This window comes from Flavobacterium gillisiae, assembly GCF_900107635.1.
Classification (GTDB): Bacteria; Bacteroidota; Bacteroidia; order Flavobacteriales; family Flavobacteriaceae; genus Flavobacterium; species Flavobacterium gillisiae.
On the sequence record NZ_FNRD01000021.1, the window covers coordinates 1 to 17,217 of the forward strand.

Consider the following 17,217-nt stretch of genomic DNA (forward strand, 5'->3'; position numbering starts at 1 on the left):
TCTGAAAATATAATAAAAGCACTAGGAGCTAAAACAGTAGGAGAGAATATAGCTTATAATTATAATACTCCTCAAGCAGCCATCAATGCTTGGTTAAATAGCCCAGGTCACAAAGAAAATATAGTTGGTAATTTTACTCATTTTGGAATTGCAATAAGAGAAAATCCTGTAACGGGTAAAAAATATTATACTAACATTTTTGCCAAAATATAATTCGATTATTTTTTTTAAATTAGAGGTTGTCTTCCCCAAGTCGCAGCCTCTTTTTTTGTTTTAGGAAAGTAAGAGATTATTTCTTTAGATATCGCTTTCCACATTTATTACAGCAGTTGTTGTGCCTCTATTTAGAAGCATTCGCTGAAATATTAATAACTTCCAAGGTATATAGGTTACATATAAAGTTGCTTTAAATGCGATGTGGTAAAGACTATCTCTTCGGATTTAGTTTATGGATTGAATAATTAGCCTCTTCATTTAAATTTAATCAAAGTTTAGTGCAGTTCGGGACTTTTACTAATTCAATATTTTTAACTTATAGTTATCATAAAAGTAAGTTAAATATTATATTTTAAATTAAAACACGTAGTTCATCGATTATTTTAGTCTGTTTAACGGAATTGTATGTATGTTTGAGAAGAATTAGAATACATACTAAATGCAACATTAAAGAAGTTTGCCCCACAATCTACTTTAAACTTAAACTACTGAATTATGAAAAGAAATTTACTTAAAGCAATACTTTTAACAGCAGTTATTTTCACTTTAAATTCATGTTCTTCTGATGCTTCTGAAGTATCTACAGTAGAAGCAAAAGCACAAGTTGTAGTAAACTATACGTATACTGCTAGCGAATTAGAAACAATGAAACTGATCAACGACTATAGAGTAAGTGTTGGTCTTAGTGCATTAGAACCAATTAATTTTATCTCTGTTAAATCAGAAGGACACGATAATTATATGATTTCAAATAATGTGGTAAATCACGATGGTTTTGTAGATCGTTCTGAAAATATAATAAAAACACTAGGAGCTAAAACAGTAGGAGAGAATATTGCATATAATTATAATACTCCTCAAGCAGCCATAAATGCTTGGTTAAATAGCCCAGGTCACAAAGAAAATATAGTTGGTAATTTTACTCATTTCGGAATTTCAATAAGAGAAAATCCTGTAACAGGTAAAAAATATTATACTAACATTTTTGCCAAAATATAATTATGTTTGTTTAGTTTTAGATAACCAGAATGTCAACTGACATTCTGGTTATTTTTTTATAACTCCGTTATAAGGAACTCACTACGTCTGTTTAGTTGGTGTTCTTCTTCAGTACATTCTACTCCGTCAGAACATTTGTTTACAAGTTGATTTTCACCGTAGCCTTTACCTACTAATCTATTTTTATTCACTCCGTTTGTAATTAGCCAGTTAATGGTTGACTTAGCTCTTCTGTCTGATAGGGCTTCGTTGTATTTGTATGATCCACGGCTGTCAGTATGTGAGCGAATATCTAATTTCATTTTTGGATATTGATTTAGAACATCTAATATTTTTTCAAGATCTATAGCTGCTTCTTGGCGAATGTTTGATTTGTCAAAATCAAAGTAAATCATTTTAATGCCAAAGCATTTACCCAAATCATCTCCTACAGTAACCTTGCATTTCGCTTTTTCTAAGGCGATATCGAAATTTGTTTTGCCGTTTTCGTCGGCAATAGTTACACTTTCTTCTTTAGTTGTATAATCTTCTTTTTCGGCTCTTACATTATACGTTTTGCCACATTCAACAGTAAAAGTATAGATTCCTTTATCATCTGTATTAACTGTTCCCATAGGATTGAACCTTTTGTCAAAAAGACTAATTTTAGCCCCTACAAGAATTTCAAAAGTTATTGAATCTGTTACTTTTCCAGATAATTCTTGTTCACAAAGGAGTTTTTTAGTTTCCAGGAATTTATAAATGTCATCATAACCTTGTCCGCCACTTCTGTTTGATGAGAAAAACCCTCTTCTGGACTTGGTATCAATCCAATATCCAAAATCATCTTTAGGAGAGTTGGCATCCATACCAACATTTTGAACTTTTCCAAAAGTTCCGTCTGAATTAATTTTAGACACAAAAATATCTAATCCGCCTAGACCCGGATGGCCATCAGAAGCAAAATAAATTTCATTATCGTCATTTACAAATGGGAATGTTTCTCTTCCTTCAGTATTGATTGGGCGACCTAAATTTACAGGGTTACCAAAAGTTCCATCTTCGTTTATTTGTACTTTAAATAAATCAGAAAGCCCTATAGTTCCAGGCATATCAGAAACGAAATACATTGTTTTTTCATCAGGACTTAAAACAGGATGGGCCGTACTGTAATTATCACTGTCGAATGGAAGTTCAGTAATATTCACCCATTTTTCATTTTCTAAACTAGCTTTGTATATTTTTACTAAGGTGTTGTCATTTCCGTCTTTTCCTTTTTTTCCGTCGAGATAGTTATTTCTTGTGAAATAGATAGTTTTTCCATCTTTAGTGAAGACTGGAGTTGATTCGTTAAACTTTGAGTTTATTGACTTTTCAAACTTGGCAGGGCTTCCCAAACTCATTTGTTCTCCAACATCTGCCACATATAATTTTGTAAAAAATTGTCCGGTCCACGTATGTTTTCTATGGCCTAAACTTCCAGTATCTCTTGCAGAGGCAAATACGATTTTATTTTTATAAATAGTAGTTCCATAATCTGAATAGGGAGAATTAATCCCTGCATTTTCCACTTTATACCTTCCAGAATTAGCCTTAATGGCATCCATATAGTTTTCGTTTTTTGCAAAAAGCTCTCCTCTACTGTCGTTTCCAGACATTTTATCAAACTTTTCCATAATCTGATCCGCTTTGTCATTTTCGTCTATAGAACGAAGAGATTGCGCATAGCGATAATAGTAAGCTGGTTCGACCTCAGTAGTCATTGCAAATAATTCTCCATACCACTGTGCTGCTTTTTCGAGTTCCCCATTAAAGTAATAGGCATTTCCCAGTTTTTGGAACATATCAGCTGATTTATAACCTTTCTCTGCGACTCTTTCATAGGTTTTTATGGCATCTACAAAAGCATAGTTGTCATATTTTTTATCAGCAGCAGCTACTCTGGCTTTTTGTGAATAAATGTTTAATGAAAAAACACTTATTATAGTTATGTAAAAGAGTATGTTATTTTTCATAATAATTGTTTTTAGAAGAATCGTTGGTTGTAATTTTAATTTTTTTTATCTGTATTATTTTCTAACATTTCATCGAATATAGCCATCATTTCATCACCTTTTTCTTTTTCACCAGTGAATCTAAGCGATTGAGCATAACGATAATAATAGACTGGTTCTAAATCTGTTGTCATGGCAAATAATTCTCCATACCACCTAGCAGCTTCCTTTAGTTTTTCATTGAAGAAATAGGCATTTCCTAATTTTTTAAACATGTCTATAGATTTATATCCTTTTTCTGCTACTCTTTCATAAGTTTGTAAAGGATTCACATATACGAAGTCCGTATTTGTTTTTATATCTTTCTTTACAATTGAATCAATAGGGATAAAGGATTGCTTTATTGAATCAGTAAGCTTTTCGATTTGGTTATCTGTGAGATGTTTATCTTCTGAAAAGTGAGGGGTTACAACTCTCGTATTGTTTGGCCCCAAATCATTGGTGTTAACTTGACTTAGATCTGATACTGTATAGGTGGTAGTATAACCACCAAAAGTCATATTTATTTTTTCAACCACATGGTACGAACTGGCTGCATTTATGGTATGGACTTCCATTTCTGAATGTTTATCAGCACTAATTTTTATACCTTCCATTTTCTTTGCAGATTCATTTAATTTCACTTTTTGTGAAAAACTACTGTAAGAAAAGAAACATATTAAAATTAAATATAATTGGCAGCCTTTCATGATAATAAATTTTTGAGGTTTTACTTCATTATTATTTTTTCAGTTTTATGAGTTCTTCTAATGCTATTTTTTGCTTTAACCTTTGTAAGACTTCATTTGCTTGGTCATTTTTTTCTATAAAGATCAAACACTTAGCATAGCGGGAGTAATATTCGGGATCTAAATCAGAAGTTATGGCAAATAATTCTTCATACCATTTAGCCGCTTTGTCTAACCTAGAATTAGAATAATAGGAGTTTCCCAATTTTTGAAATAAATCTACAGACTTGTAGCCTTTTGCAGCCACTCTTTCATATGTTTGTGTAACATCTATGTATGCATATTTAGCATTTATTTTGTCGGTTATGTAAACCTTTTCATTTTGGGAATGTATCTTAAATGATACAAGGCTTATTGTTGTGCAAAAAATTAATTTTTTCCTCATAATAATTATTTTAAAAAAATCGTTGAGTAGTCATCTTATTATTGTTTCTAAATAATTCGTAGCGTAAGAAAATTTCATGCGAGCCAGAGTTGTAGTTATCTAAATTAGTGGTTTCGAAATCATATCCATAACCCAAATATAGGGCTTCTGATACTTGAAAACCAACCATTGCGGATACTGCAGCACTCCATCTGTAAGCTATTCCAACTACAAACTTTTCATTAAACATAAAATTTCCTGACACATCTACTTGTAGTGGTGCTCCTTTTACCATTTTAGTTAATAAAGCAGGTTTGAATTTTATAGAGTTATTTAAATCAAGTATATAACCGGCAATCAAATAGTAATTTATTTTTTCTTTAAAAATAGCTACTTCGTTGTCATCATAACGATTTGTTTCTATAAAATTTGGTATTGATAATCCAACATAAGCTTTATCCGAATGCAAATAAACCCCAGCCCCAATATTAGGGGAGAACTTATTATTATAGTCATGCAAGCTAGGGTCATCATCTACAGGGTTTAGTCGGGTAACATCCAGATCGAACAAATTAGCAGTTGCTTTAATTCCAAAAGAAAGTTTAACTTTTTCAGAGGTTGGTATAGTGTAAGATAAATCAGCAGAAATTGTATTTTCATGTGTTGGACCTATCTTATCATTGATAATAGATACACCAAGACCTAGCCTACTGTTGTTAAAAGGGGTATTTACAGAAACTGCATTTGTAACTGGCGCACCGTCTAACCCAACCCATTGGGTCCGATGCAACGCAAAAATACTCAAAGCTCCTCTTGATCCTGCATAAGCCGGATTAATATTTATGGTGTTGTACATGTATTGTGTAAATTGAGCATCTTGTTGGCCATAACTTACAACTCCAGTAAACAGCAAAGCGAATAATACTATTCTTGTCTTCATTTGGTTTCCTTTTTTATACCTGAGGGTTGCTACGCCTCAGGAATTATGTTAAGTTATATTTATTTTGTAAGGTATAAATACCCATCTTTTTGATTTGCTTGAATATTACCATTTAGATCAACGGAAGTGTATTTCAAAATATAGAAATAGGTTCCTGTTGGTAAACCAGATGATTTATCAATTGTTGTTCTACCTCTTGAGTATCCGTCAAAAGCATTAGTTTGATTATTATAGTTTTGAGTTTCAAAAACTAATACTCCCCAACGATTATAGATTTCAACTGCATTTTCAGGGTAACATATAGTATCCTCAAGACCGTCTATGACAAACATTTCATTAATTCCATCTCCATTTGGAGAGAAGGCATTATGGACGAGAATACTTTTGCAACCTAATACTGAAGCTTTTTCAACCGTTAGCGAATCTTCGGCATGGATTGGAGAACCCGTTGGCGTCAATCCATCTGCTGTGGCAATATTAAGCACTGAATCTGCTGTTAAGTCTGCTATAGTTACGGTATGACTTTCACTAAAATCTTTGTATTCTCCGGGAGCCAATGTTGCAATCGTATTATTAAGTCCTGTCAAAGGATCTTTTACAACAATGTTAAGAATCGTCATGTAACCTGTGTTTTCAACTCGTATGTTGTAATTAATCACATCTCCAACAAAGCTATACACTTCATCAATATTACCACGAGTAGTAACAGTGGCCGTTTTAGTGACTTTTAGATTTGGTAACGGAGTTACTGTGTAGTTTGCACAATCAGGACCTGTACAGTCTGGTTTAGGAGGACAAATAGCACATAGCGTAGGGTCAGTTGAAGTGGCGGTCACAACCGTTCCAGAAGGCTGAGTACCACTAACTGTTGCTAGATTGTAAACAACACCCGCATTAATATCCGCTTGTGTGATTGTATAGGTACCGATAAAAGTAGTACTATTAGAAGCACCCGCAGCCAATGATGTTAAAGGCCCTCCTGTGATTACTATTCCAGGTAATGGATCTGTAATAGTTACATTAGTAAGGGTTACATTACCTGTGTTTTTTATAACAAAAGTATAAGTGATTGTATCCCCCGGATTTGTTATGCCTTTAGGTAATGTTGAATCATTGAACATTCCGTCTTTAGTTATAGTAATAGATGGTATAGTGCATATAACAAGTACATCAGCATCATTGTTAGTTTCAGAACTACCAGATAAGTCCGATACTTTTGTTTCGTCAGGAGCAAAACCATCAACCGAAGCTTGATTGGTTATTTTTCCCGCATCTATATCAGCTTGAGTTACCGCGTATGTCGCTCTATAAATCCAAGTTTCAATAACCTCTAATATGTTATTAGTGTTGGCATCCCCACCGCTAATAAGAGCAATAGAGGATAAACCAGGATGAAGATCTTGAACAGCTACATTATGTAAGCTCACATTACCAGGGTTGGTCACGGTGAACGTATAAGTAATGATATCACCTAAGGCTAGAATAACACAGCCGTTTTCTCCAACTACAATGTCATTGGTTTTCACAATGGCAATTTTAGGTGTAGAACAAATTGGTATTACATTTTCTTCATTAGTATTTGCTCCATCACCGGATAAGTCCGATATTTTTGTTTCGTCAGGAGCAAAACCATCAACCGAAGCTTGATTGGTTATTTTTCCTGCATCGATATCAGCTTGAGTTACTGTGTAAGTTGCGGTATAGATCCAAGTTTCAGTAACCTCTAAAATATTGTTAGTATTGGCATCACCACCACTTTGAAGAGCAACAGCAGACAAGCCTACATGAGGGTCAGCAACCATAACGTTATGTAAACTTACATTACCAGGATTAGTTACGGTAAATATATATGTTACAATACTGCCTACGACTAGGTTAGCACATCCGTCTTCTCCAATTTGAATGTCATTGCTTTTTACAATGGCAATTTTCGGTGTAGTACAAATAGGTATTATATTTTCTTCATTAGTAGTTGATCCATTACCTGATAAGTCAGATACTTTTGTTTCGTCAGGAGCAAAACCATCAACCGAAGCTTGATTGGTTATTTTTCCTGCATCGATATCAGCTTGAGTTACTGTGTAAGTTGCAGTATAGATCCAAGTTTCAGTTACCTCTAAAATATTGTTAGTATTGTCATCACCACCACCTTGAAGAGCAATAGCAGACAAGCCTGCATGAGGGTCAGCAACCATCACGTTATGTAAACTTACATTACCCGGATTAGTTACGGTGAATGTATACGTTACGACGCTACCTACGACTAGGTTGGCACATCCGTCTTCTCCAATTTGAATGTCATTGCTTTTTACAATGGCAATTTTCGGTGTAGTACAAATAGGTATTATATTTTCTTCATTAGTAGTTGATCCATTACCTGATAAGTCAGATACTTTCGTTTCATCAGGGGCAAAACCATCAACCGAAGCTTGATTGGTTATTTTTCCCGCATCGATATCAGCTTGAGTTACTGTGTAGGTTGCAGTATAAATCCAAGTTTCAGTAACCTCTAAAATATTGTTAGTATTGGCATCACCACCACTTTGAAGAGCAATAGCAGACAAGCCTACATGAGGGTCAGCAACCATAACGTTATGTAAACTTACATTACCCGGATTAGTTACGGTGAATGTATATGTTACAATGCTACCTACAATTAGATTGGCACATCCGTCTTCTCCAATTTGAATGTCATTGCTTTTTACAATGGCAATTTTTGGTGTAGTACAAATAGGTATTATATTTTCTTCATTAGTAGTTGATCCATTACCAGATAAATCAGTCACTTTCGTTTCGTCAGGAGCAAAACCATCAACCGAAGCTTGATTAGTTATTTTCCCCGCATCGATATCAGCTTGAGTTACTGTGTACGTTGCAGTATAAGTCCAAGTTTCAGTAACCTCTAAAATATTGTTAGTATTGGCATCACCACCACTTTGAAGAGCAATAGCAGATAAGCCTACATGAGGGTCAGCGACCATTACATTATGTAAACTTACATTACCCGGATTAGTTACGGTGAATGTATACGTTACAATACTACCTACGACTAGGTTGGCACATCCGTTTTCTCCAACTTGAATGTCATTGGTTTTTACAATGACAATTTTCGGGGTAGAGCAAATAGGTATTATATTTTCATCATTAGTAGTTGCCCCGTTACCAGATAAGTCAGATACTTTTGTTTCGTCAGGAGCAAAACCATCAACCGAAGCTTGATTGGTTATTTTTCCTGCATCTATATCAGCTTGAGTTACTGTGTAAGTTGCGGTATAATTCCAAGTTTCATTAGGCTCTAGAATGCTGTTAGTGTTTATATCACCACCACTTTGAAGAGCAATAGCAGATAAACCAGGATGAAGATCTTCAACAGATACATTATGTAAACTTACATTACCCGGATTAGTCACCGTGAATGTATAGGTTACAATACTACCTACAATTAGGTTGGCACATCCATTTTCTCCAACTACAATATCAGTGGTTTTGACAACTGCAATTTTAGGGTTTTGACATAATCTTGTTATTGTACCTGTTGAACCTGTAACAGCATCTCCTCCTAAAACTATGGCATCTACGGTTGCTTGGTTAGTAACATTTCCTGTATTAATATCATTTTGCGTTATTGCATAAGTTGCCGTATATATCCATGTTTCATTTACATCTAAACTCATATCACCATTAGTATCTCCACTTGCTAATAATATTGGAACGACAGGATTTGGTGCCGTTAATAAAGGGTCGGTAATTGTAATATTCGTTATTGGTGTAGTACCTGGATTAGTTACAGTAAAAGTATAAGTAATAGTATCTCCCACACTTGTGCAGGTTCCAGTATTATTTAATTTAGATTCTTTCACTATCGAAATTAAGCATTTATTTACTGTTATTGTAAATGTTGTACCAGTACTGACACATCCATTAGCATTTTCTACGGTAATTGTACCCGTATATGTTCCTGCAGGGGTACCAGCGGGAACAGCTATAGATATAGGGCTAGTAGGCAAAATCTCATTTGTAACAGATGTAAAGTTATTTGTTGGAGCAGCGTTCCAAACAATGTTATATTTAATTGGTGTTCCAGATGCCACATTATATGTTAATGGCGTGATCTGTGCACTTTCATTGAAACAAACTGATGTTGCCGTAGCTGTGGTTGTTATAACTGGTAAAGGATTTACTGTTACCGTTACGGTTTGTGAATTAGTGCATGAGTTGGCTGCAATACTTATAATGTAAGTCACTACTATCGGACTTGTAGTCGTATTGAATAATACCTCGCTTATTGTGCCATTTGTTCCGCTTCCTGTTACATTACTAATGCCAGTAACTGCATCTCGTACCCAGCTAAAAGTTGAACCTGCTGTAGAGCTTATGGCATTATAAGAAAATGTAGTTGCACTACATATTGCGGCAGGAGTTAAGGAACTTGTTAAAACTGGAGTTGGGTTAACTGTTACGGTATAAGTAAAGACAGCACCAGAGCAATTATTCGCCGTAGGAGTTATTAAATAAACAACATTTATAGGAGCTGAAGTAGTATTGTTTAAGGTTTCTGTTATTGGATCGCTCGTTTGTGCTGTTGCAGGCAGGTTGCTTATTCCTATTACAGCAGCACGACTCCATGAGAATGTAATTCCCGAAGTGGCACTAGTAATATCATAGTTCTGAGCTACACCGTTACATATTACAGCTGTTGCTGCACTACTCACTGTAGGAGTTGGATTAACTGTTACAGTATAAGTAAAGACAGCACCAGAACAATTATTCGCTGTAGGAGTTATTAAATAAACAACATTTATAGGAGCTGAAGTAGTATTGTTTAAGGTTTCTGTTATTGGATCGCTCGTTTGCGCTGTTGCAGGCAGGTTGCTTATTCCTATTACAGCAGCACGACTCCATGAGAATGTAATTCCCGAAGTGGCACTAGTAATATCATAGTTCTGAGCTACACCGTTACATATTACAGCTGTTGCTGCACTACTCACTGTAGGAGTTGGATTAACTGTTACAGTATAAGTAAAGACAGGACCAGAGCAATTATTCGCTGTAGGAGTTATTAAATAAACAACATTTATAGGAGCTGAAGTAGTATTGTTTAAGGTTTCTGTTATTGGATCGCTTGTTTGTGCTGTTGCAGGCAGGTTGCTTATTCCTATTACAGCAGCACGACTCCATGAGAATGTAGTTCCCGAAGTGGCACTAGTAATATCGTAGTTCTGAGCTACACCATTACATATTACAGTTGTTGCTGCACTACTTACTGTCGGCTTCGGATTAACTGTTACTGTTACTGGTTTGATATTGAAACATCCTGCATTAGTGGTTCCTTTGATGTAATACGTACCCGCGGTCGCATTTGCTGGTGTGGTATAAGGAGTAGTTGCTCCAGCATTTGTCCAATATGTATAAGTTAGTCCTGCAGTTGATCCTGTGGTAACCGCTGCTACAGTTAAATCCGCTGTTAAAGGAGAACATACCGCTGCGGGGTCAGTAATAATTACTGTAGGCCCAGGGTTTACTGTTATTTTGGCTGGTTGTGAATTCAGCGTAATGTTCAGACACAAAGTGCTACTAATTACTGCTCTGAAATAGGTTGTTACATTTAGATTGGAAGGAGTGTCATAAGATGTTGTTGTATTGTTAATTGTTGTAGGAAGAGTAAAAAGAAGGTCTGTCGAGGATTCCCATCTAACCACATTTCCTAATTGTCCAGTAAGAGTAAGAGTTGACTTAGTATCTTGTCCGGCGCAATATTCCTTATTAGGAGTGACAATTCCATTTAATCCAATTGTTAAATCAATATCCTCTAATGCACATGGTGCAGAATTAATACTACCTCCTGAAAACGAAAGGTATTTTGCTAAAGTAATTACACCATTGGTTGTTGAATTACAAATGTCGAAGATCGATAAAGGTATTTTAATTTCAATAAAGCTATTATCTCCTGGAATATAGCTTCCAATAGCACTTGTAACACCTGTTATAGGAAAGTTGGGATCTACATTACCTGATGAATCATATTTAGTAATAGTTAGCGCATTTTTACTTGCATCTAATTGTAAAATAATTTCAGCTCCGCCAATAGGATAGACAGTACCTTTATAAGTTTCGCTCGTTACTCCAGTTGAAGTATTGCCATCGGTATTAATATAATACCTAAAAATTGCCGAACCTCCATTTCCGTTGTTAATACCCAACAATAAGTATTGATCAGTTCCAGTACCTTTTGTTACAGCGAACACTCTTTCAACTTGACAAGTTGAAGATGCGTTAGCATCAACTATTTTTGTTTGTGCATTTAGATATTCTACAGCGTTATAGTTACCATCTGGCATAAAAACTTGGCTGAAACTATTAGTAACATTAAGTAAGAAGAAACATAGAAATAAAAATATTTTTATCGGATGTGTAGATATTGTTTTCATATTGACTTGGTTTAAATCGTTAGAAAGTGAGGTAATTGTTAGTAGTTAAATTCACCTCTGTTAGCGGCCATACAAATTGATGTACGATCTACTATTGTTATTTTTTCAGATTTTATAGGAATTAAATCCATATTTATAGTAGCTCTTAAAGAATCAAATAATGGATATTGATCTGTTATTTTCAGCGTTAAGAATGCCATAAATTTGACTAAATATGGAATATTGAATTCAGAAATTTTATTATCGATTAGTAGGAGGGAAGCCAATTTTAAGAATGTAATTTTCGATTTCATAATATTACTTTTTTAATTTATTACTTTAAAATCCGTTGTTTTCATTTTAGTTTTTGAAGAAATTAAAGATGTAAGAATTAATTGAATTTTATGCGAAAGCTATTATTTGTGTTAGAGTATGTTTTCTGTAAAACAAAGTCAATTTCGCTGTCCGGATTTTTCAGGAATAAAAAGTTTCCTTTTTTAGGGATAAGATTTTTCTCAGTCGTTGAGGATTTTCCCTTTCTTATTTTAGTTAAAACACGAAACTAAAATGATTTTCAATAGCAGTGTGTTTTTAAACAATTTTTGAATAAATACATTTCTTAATTTATTCAAAACTTCAAGGTCAGTGGTATTTAGATCCTGATATAAAATATAAAATTTTCTTTTTTCGATTTTAAAGAATTTTCAATATTTGTGATTTTCTCTTTTTTGAACATTGCCCATAAAAGAGTGCTTATTAATTATAGTTAAATTTAAGGATAATTATTGATGGTGTTTTGTTTTTTCTATAACTAACCTAAAAACTCGTTGAAGTGTGTTTTTTATTGGGTATTATTTACGTTTTGGTGTTATTGAGCCCTTTTTTTAAGAATTAATTTGTGGGACAATACGTTGGTTTGTAGTTAATTATGATTTAATTAACAAGAGGTTTACTTAGCCCTGGTTGAGTTATTGGCTAATTGAAACCACATAAAGCTGACTATTAATCTAGTAATGTAAAAGTAAAAAACCTCGGAAAGATTAACTTTCCGAGGTTACTATTTATTATTTTAAACTATTTGTCTTTCCGCTACAACTCCATGATAATAAATTCACTTCGTCTGTTTAGTTGATGCTCTTCTTCGGTACATTCAACACCATCAGCACATTTATTTATGAGTTGGTTTTCTCCGTAACCTTTAGCTGTTAATCGGCTTTTATCTACGCCGTTTTTCATTAACCAACCTATGGTAGATTGTGCTCTTCTATCAGATAAGGACTCATTGTATTTGTTTGAGCCACGGCTGTCTGTATGTGAGCGAATATCTAATTTCATTTTTGGATATTGATTTAGAACATCTAATATTTTTTCAAGATCTATAGCTGCTTCTTGTCGAATATTTGATTTATCGAAGTCAAAGTAAATCATTTTAATGCCAAAGCATTTACCCAAATCATCTCCTACAGTAACCTTACATTTCGCTTTTTCTAAGGCGATATCGAAATTTGTTTTGCCGTTTTCGTCGGCAATAGTTACACTTTCTTCTTTAGTTGTATAATCTTCTTTTTCGGCTCTTACATTATACGTTTTGCCACATTCAACAGTAAAAGTATAGATTCCTTTATCATCTGTATTAACTGTTCCCATAGGATTGAACCTTTTGTCAAAAAGACTAATTTTAGCCCCTACAAGAATTTCAAAAGTTATTGAATCTGTTACTTTTCCAGATAATTCTTGTTCACAAAGAAGTTTTTTAGTTTCCAGGAATTTATAAATGTCATCATAACCTTGTCCGCCATCTCTATTTGAAGAGAAAAAACCTCTTCTGGATTTGGTGTCAATCCAATATCCAAAATCATCTTTAGGAGAGTTGGCATCCATACCAACATTTTGAACTTTTCCAAAAGTTCCGTCGGTCTTTATTTTAGACACAAAAATATCTAATCCGCCTAAACCCGGATGGCCATCAGAGGCAAAATAAATTTCGTTGTCGGCATTCACAAATGGAAATGTTTCTCTTCCTTCAGTATTTATAGATCGTCCAAGATTTATAGGAGTACCAAAAGTTCCATCTTCGTTTATTTGTACTTTAAATAAATCAGAAAGTCCTATAGTTCCCGGCATATCAGATACGAAATACATTGTTTTTTCATCAGGACTTAAAACAGGATGGGCTGTACTATAATTATCACTGTCGAATGGAAGTTCAGTAATATTCACCCATTTGTCATTCTCTAAAATAGCTTTGTATATTTTTACTAACGTATTGTCATTTCCGTCCTTCCCTTTTTTTCCGTCGAGATAGTTATTTCTTGTGAAATAGATAGTTTTTCCATCTTTAGTGAAGACTGGAGTTGACTCATTAAATTTAGAGTTGATGGATTTATCAAACTTAGCTGGAGTTCCTAAACTCAATTCTTCGCCAACATCAGACACATATAATTTTGTGAAAGACTGACCAGTCCAAGTATGTTTTCTGTGGCCTAAACTTCCAGTATCTCTTGCTGAGGCAAACACCATCTTATTGGAATACATAGTAGTCCCATAATCTGAATAGGGAGAGTTAATTCCCGCATTTTCCACTTTATACCTTCCGGAATTAGCCTTAATGGCATCCATGTAGTTTTCGTTTTTTGCAAAAAGTTCTCCTCTACTGTCGTTTCCAGACATTTGATCAAACTTTTCCATAATCTGATCTGCTTTGTCATTTTCGCCTATGGAACGTAGAGATTGCGCATAGCGATAATAGTAAGCCGGCTCCACCTCAGTAGTCATGGCAAATAATTCACCATACCATTGTGCTGCCTTTTCGAGTTTCCCGTTGAAGTAATAAGCATTTCCCAACTTTTGGAACATATCAGCCGATTTATAACCTTTTTCTGCAACTCTTTCATAGGTTTTTATGGCATCTACAAAAGCATAGTTGTCATATTTTTTATCTGCAGCGGCTACTCTGGCTTTTTGCGAATAAATGTTTAATGAAAAAACAGTTATTATAGTTATGTAAAAGAGTATGTTATTTTTCATAATAATAATTTTTAGAAGAATCGTTGGGTTGTGATTTTGTCATTCTTTTTAAATAATTCATAGCGCAGGAAAATTTCATGCGAGCCAGAATTATAATTATCTAAATTAGTAGTTTCTAGATCATATCCATATCCGATATACATCGCGTCTGAAATTTGAAATCCAGCCATTGCAGTAACCGCAGCGCTCCATCGATAGGCAACTCCAAGTACGAATTTATCGTTAAACATAAAATTACCTGACACATCTACTTGAAGTGGTGCTCCTTTAACCATTTTAGTTAATAGGGCAGGTTTGAACTTTATCGAACTATTCAAATCAAGGATATAACCAGCGATCAAATAATAATTTATTTTCTCTTTAAAAATAGCAACCTCATTATCATCATAGCGATTCGTCTCTATAAAATTAGGTATTGATAGACCTACATACGCCTTGTCTGAGTGCAAATATACCCCAGCGCCAATATTAGGCGAGAATTTATTATTATAGTCATGTAAACTAGGATCGTCATCCACAGGATTTAAGCGGGTAACATCCAAATCAAATAAATTGGCGGTTGCTTTAACTCCAAAAGATAGTTTAACTTTTTCAGATGTTGGTACTGTATAAGATAAATCAGCAGAAATGGTGTTTTCATGTGTAGGACCTATCTTATCATTGATAATAGATACTCCAAGACCTAATCTGCTATTGTTAAAAGGGGTATTTACAGATACTGCATTAGTAACTGGTGCACCATCTAATCCAACCCATTGAGTACGATGTAATGCAAAGACACTCAGAGCTCCTCTTGATCCCGCATAAGCTGGATTGATATTTATTGTGTTGTACATGTATTGTGTAAATTGTGCATCCTGTTGAGCAAAACTTACCAAAGCAGTAAACATCAAAACGAAAGAAAATAGTTTTGTTTTCATAGTAGATATTTTATCATTCGAAAATTAGGGCTTTTCATAAAACTTTAATTAAACCTTAGGGCAATAGAGCCCTAAGGTATGGTTTTTCATTATTTTGTTAGGTATAGATATCCATCTTTCGTATTGGTCTGGATTTTACCATTACCATCAACAGAAGTATAATTCAAGATGTAAAAATAGGTACCAGTTGGCAAACCGGATGATTGACTTATAGTGGTTCTTCCACGAGAGGTACCATTAAATGCGTTAGAGCTATTATTATATCCTTTAGTTTCAAAAACTAGAACTCCCCATCTGTTGTAGATTTCAACTGTATTTTCTGGATAACAAATTGTATCATCTATACTATCAATAGTGAATATTTCATTAATTCCATCTCCATTAGGTGAGAATGCATTATGTACGAGTACAGTACCACATGGTAATACAAGACCTCCATCTATGTTGATAGTAAGTGCGAATACTGTTGGACATGCATTTGCATTAATAGTATAGGTAAATTTATAATCCCCTGCTGAAACTGAACTATTATCTACGATGTCTCCGTTTAATGTTACCGAGGCGTTTTCGCTAAACCATGTTCCACCTGTTGGCGTACCTTGTGGTAACAAACTAAACAGGTTGATAGTTGGTGCTGGAACATCATCGATATTATAAGATTTAACTTCAGCTATTACAACGTTAGTTGCAGTAACATCGACGTTGACTTTTTGAATAAACTCAGATGTGTTACCACACGCATCTTTCACAATCCATTTTCTTATAATAGAATACGATGTAGTAGTATTGTTAATTGTATTCTCAGTATAAACAAAAGTCGGAACAACAGTTGAACACTCATCTACAAAAACAAGATTAGGTTTAGCTGGTATTACACTACAATTCACGCTGATTTCTGCAGCAAATTGAGTAGTTGTAGTAGGCGGTGTTATATCTTGTACGTTAATCGTTTGTGAAGCAGTAGCTGCGTTTCCACAAGCATCTGTTGCAGTCCAAGTTCTAGTAACAGAATATGAACCAGCACATGTACCATTAGTAGTTACATCTGCAGAAGTTAACGTGAAAGTAGAACCACAAGCGTCTGTCGCCGTTGCTACAGCAAATACTGGAGTAGCAGGACAATTGATCGTTGAAGTAGCAGGTAAAGCTGCAATTACTGGAGCCGTTATATCTTGTACGTTAATCGTTTGTGAAGCAGTAGCTGCGTTTCCACAAGCATCTGTTGCAGTCCAAGTTCTAGTAACAGAATATGAACCAGCACATGTACCATTAGTAGTCACATCTGCAGAAGTTAACGTGAAAGTAGAACCACAAGCGTCTGTCGCCGTTGCTACAGCAAATACTGGAGTAGCAGGACAATTGATCGTTGAAGTAGCAGGTAAATCTGCAATTACTGGAGCGGTTATATCTTGTACGTTAATCGTTTGTGAAGCAGTAGCTGCGTTTCCACAAGCATCTGTTGCAGTCCAAGTTCTAGTAACAGAATACGAACCAGCACATGTACCATTAGTAGTTACATCTGCAGAAGTTAACGTGAAAGTAGAACCACAAGCGTCTGTCTCCGTTGCTACAGCAAATACTGG

General features: G+C 34.6%; 11 protein-coding genes. 2 read left to right on the plus strand and 9 right to left on the minus strand.

All coding sequences use genetic code 11. The features are described from left to right. Together BLV35_RS18940 and BLV35_RS18945 are read left to right on the plus strand one after the other, a co-directional pair. Positions 1-213, plus strand: a 213-nt coding sequence (locus BLV35_RS18940) for a CAP domain-containing protein (RefSeq protein WP_143031894.1), incomplete at its 5' end; no start/stop codon positions are given. 498 nt (positions 214-711) lie between these two features. Next, on the plus strand, positions 712-1,215 hold the full coding sequence (locus BLV35_RS18945) for a CAP domain-containing protein (protein WP_091093938.1): 504 nt from the start codon (positions 712-714) through the stop codon (positions 1,213-1,215). 56 nt (positions 1,216-1,271) lie between these two features. Here BLV35_RS18945 and BLV35_RS18950 read toward each other — a convergent pair whose 3' ends face one another. The 9 genes from BLV35_RS18950 to BLV35_RS18990 form a co-directional block, all read right to left on the minus strand. After that, complete coding sequence (locus BLV35_RS18950) at positions 1,272-3,209, minus strand: OmpA family protein (RefSeq protein ID WP_091093941.1); 1,938 nt, start codon at positions 3,207-3,209, stop codon at positions 1,272-1,274. 35 nt (positions 3,210-3,244) lie between these two features. Next, positions 3,245-3,937, minus strand: coding sequence for a tetratricopeptide repeat protein (locus tag BLV35_RS18955; protein ID WP_245712114.1), 693 nt, complete (start codon positions 3,935-3,937; stop codon positions 3,245-3,247). Positions 3,938-3,968: 31 nt separating this feature from the next. Further along, positions 3,969-4,361, minus strand: a complete 393-nt coding sequence (locus tag BLV35_RS18960; RefSeq protein WP_091093944.1) for a tetratricopeptide repeat protein — start codon at positions 4,359-4,361, stop codon at positions 3,969-3,971. A 10-nt stretch (positions 4,362-4,371) separates the two neighbouring features. Further along, positions 4,372-5,280: a PorP/SprF family type IX secretion system membrane protein gene (locus BLV35_RS18965; protein WP_091093946.1), complete on the minus strand. Its 909-nt coding sequence runs from the start codon at positions 5,278-5,280 to the stop codon at positions 4,372-4,374. Between the two features lie 59 nt (positions 5,281-5,339). Beyond that, positions 5,340-11,708, minus strand: coding sequence for a DUF7507 domain-containing protein (locus BLV35_RS18970; RefSeq protein ID WP_091093949.1), 6,369 nt, complete (start codon positions 11,706-11,708; stop codon positions 5,340-5,342). 38 nt (positions 11,709-11,746) lie between these two features. Beyond that, positions 11,747-11,908, minus strand: a complete 162-nt coding sequence (locus BLV35_RS19365) for a hypothetical protein (RefSeq protein WP_176980663.1) — start codon at positions 11,906-11,908, stop codon at positions 11,747-11,749. Positions 11,909-12,776: 868 nt separating this feature from the next. After that, a complete protein-coding gene (locus tag BLV35_RS18980; RefSeq protein WP_091093955.1) occupies positions 12,777-14,714 on the minus strand; it encodes an OmpA family protein in 1,938 nt (645 codons plus the stop codon). Positions 14,715-14,725: 11 nt separating this feature from the next. After that, a complete protein-coding gene (locus tag BLV35_RS18985) occupies positions 14,726-15,634 on the minus strand; it encodes a PorP/SprF family type IX secretion system membrane protein (RefSeq protein WP_091093957.1) in 909 nt (302 codons plus the stop codon). An 89-nt stretch (positions 15,635-15,723) separates the two neighbouring features. Beyond that, on the minus strand, positions 15,724-17,217 hold a 1,494-nt coding region (locus BLV35_RS18990), incomplete at its 5' end, for a T9SS type B sorting domain-containing protein (RefSeq protein WP_143031895.1).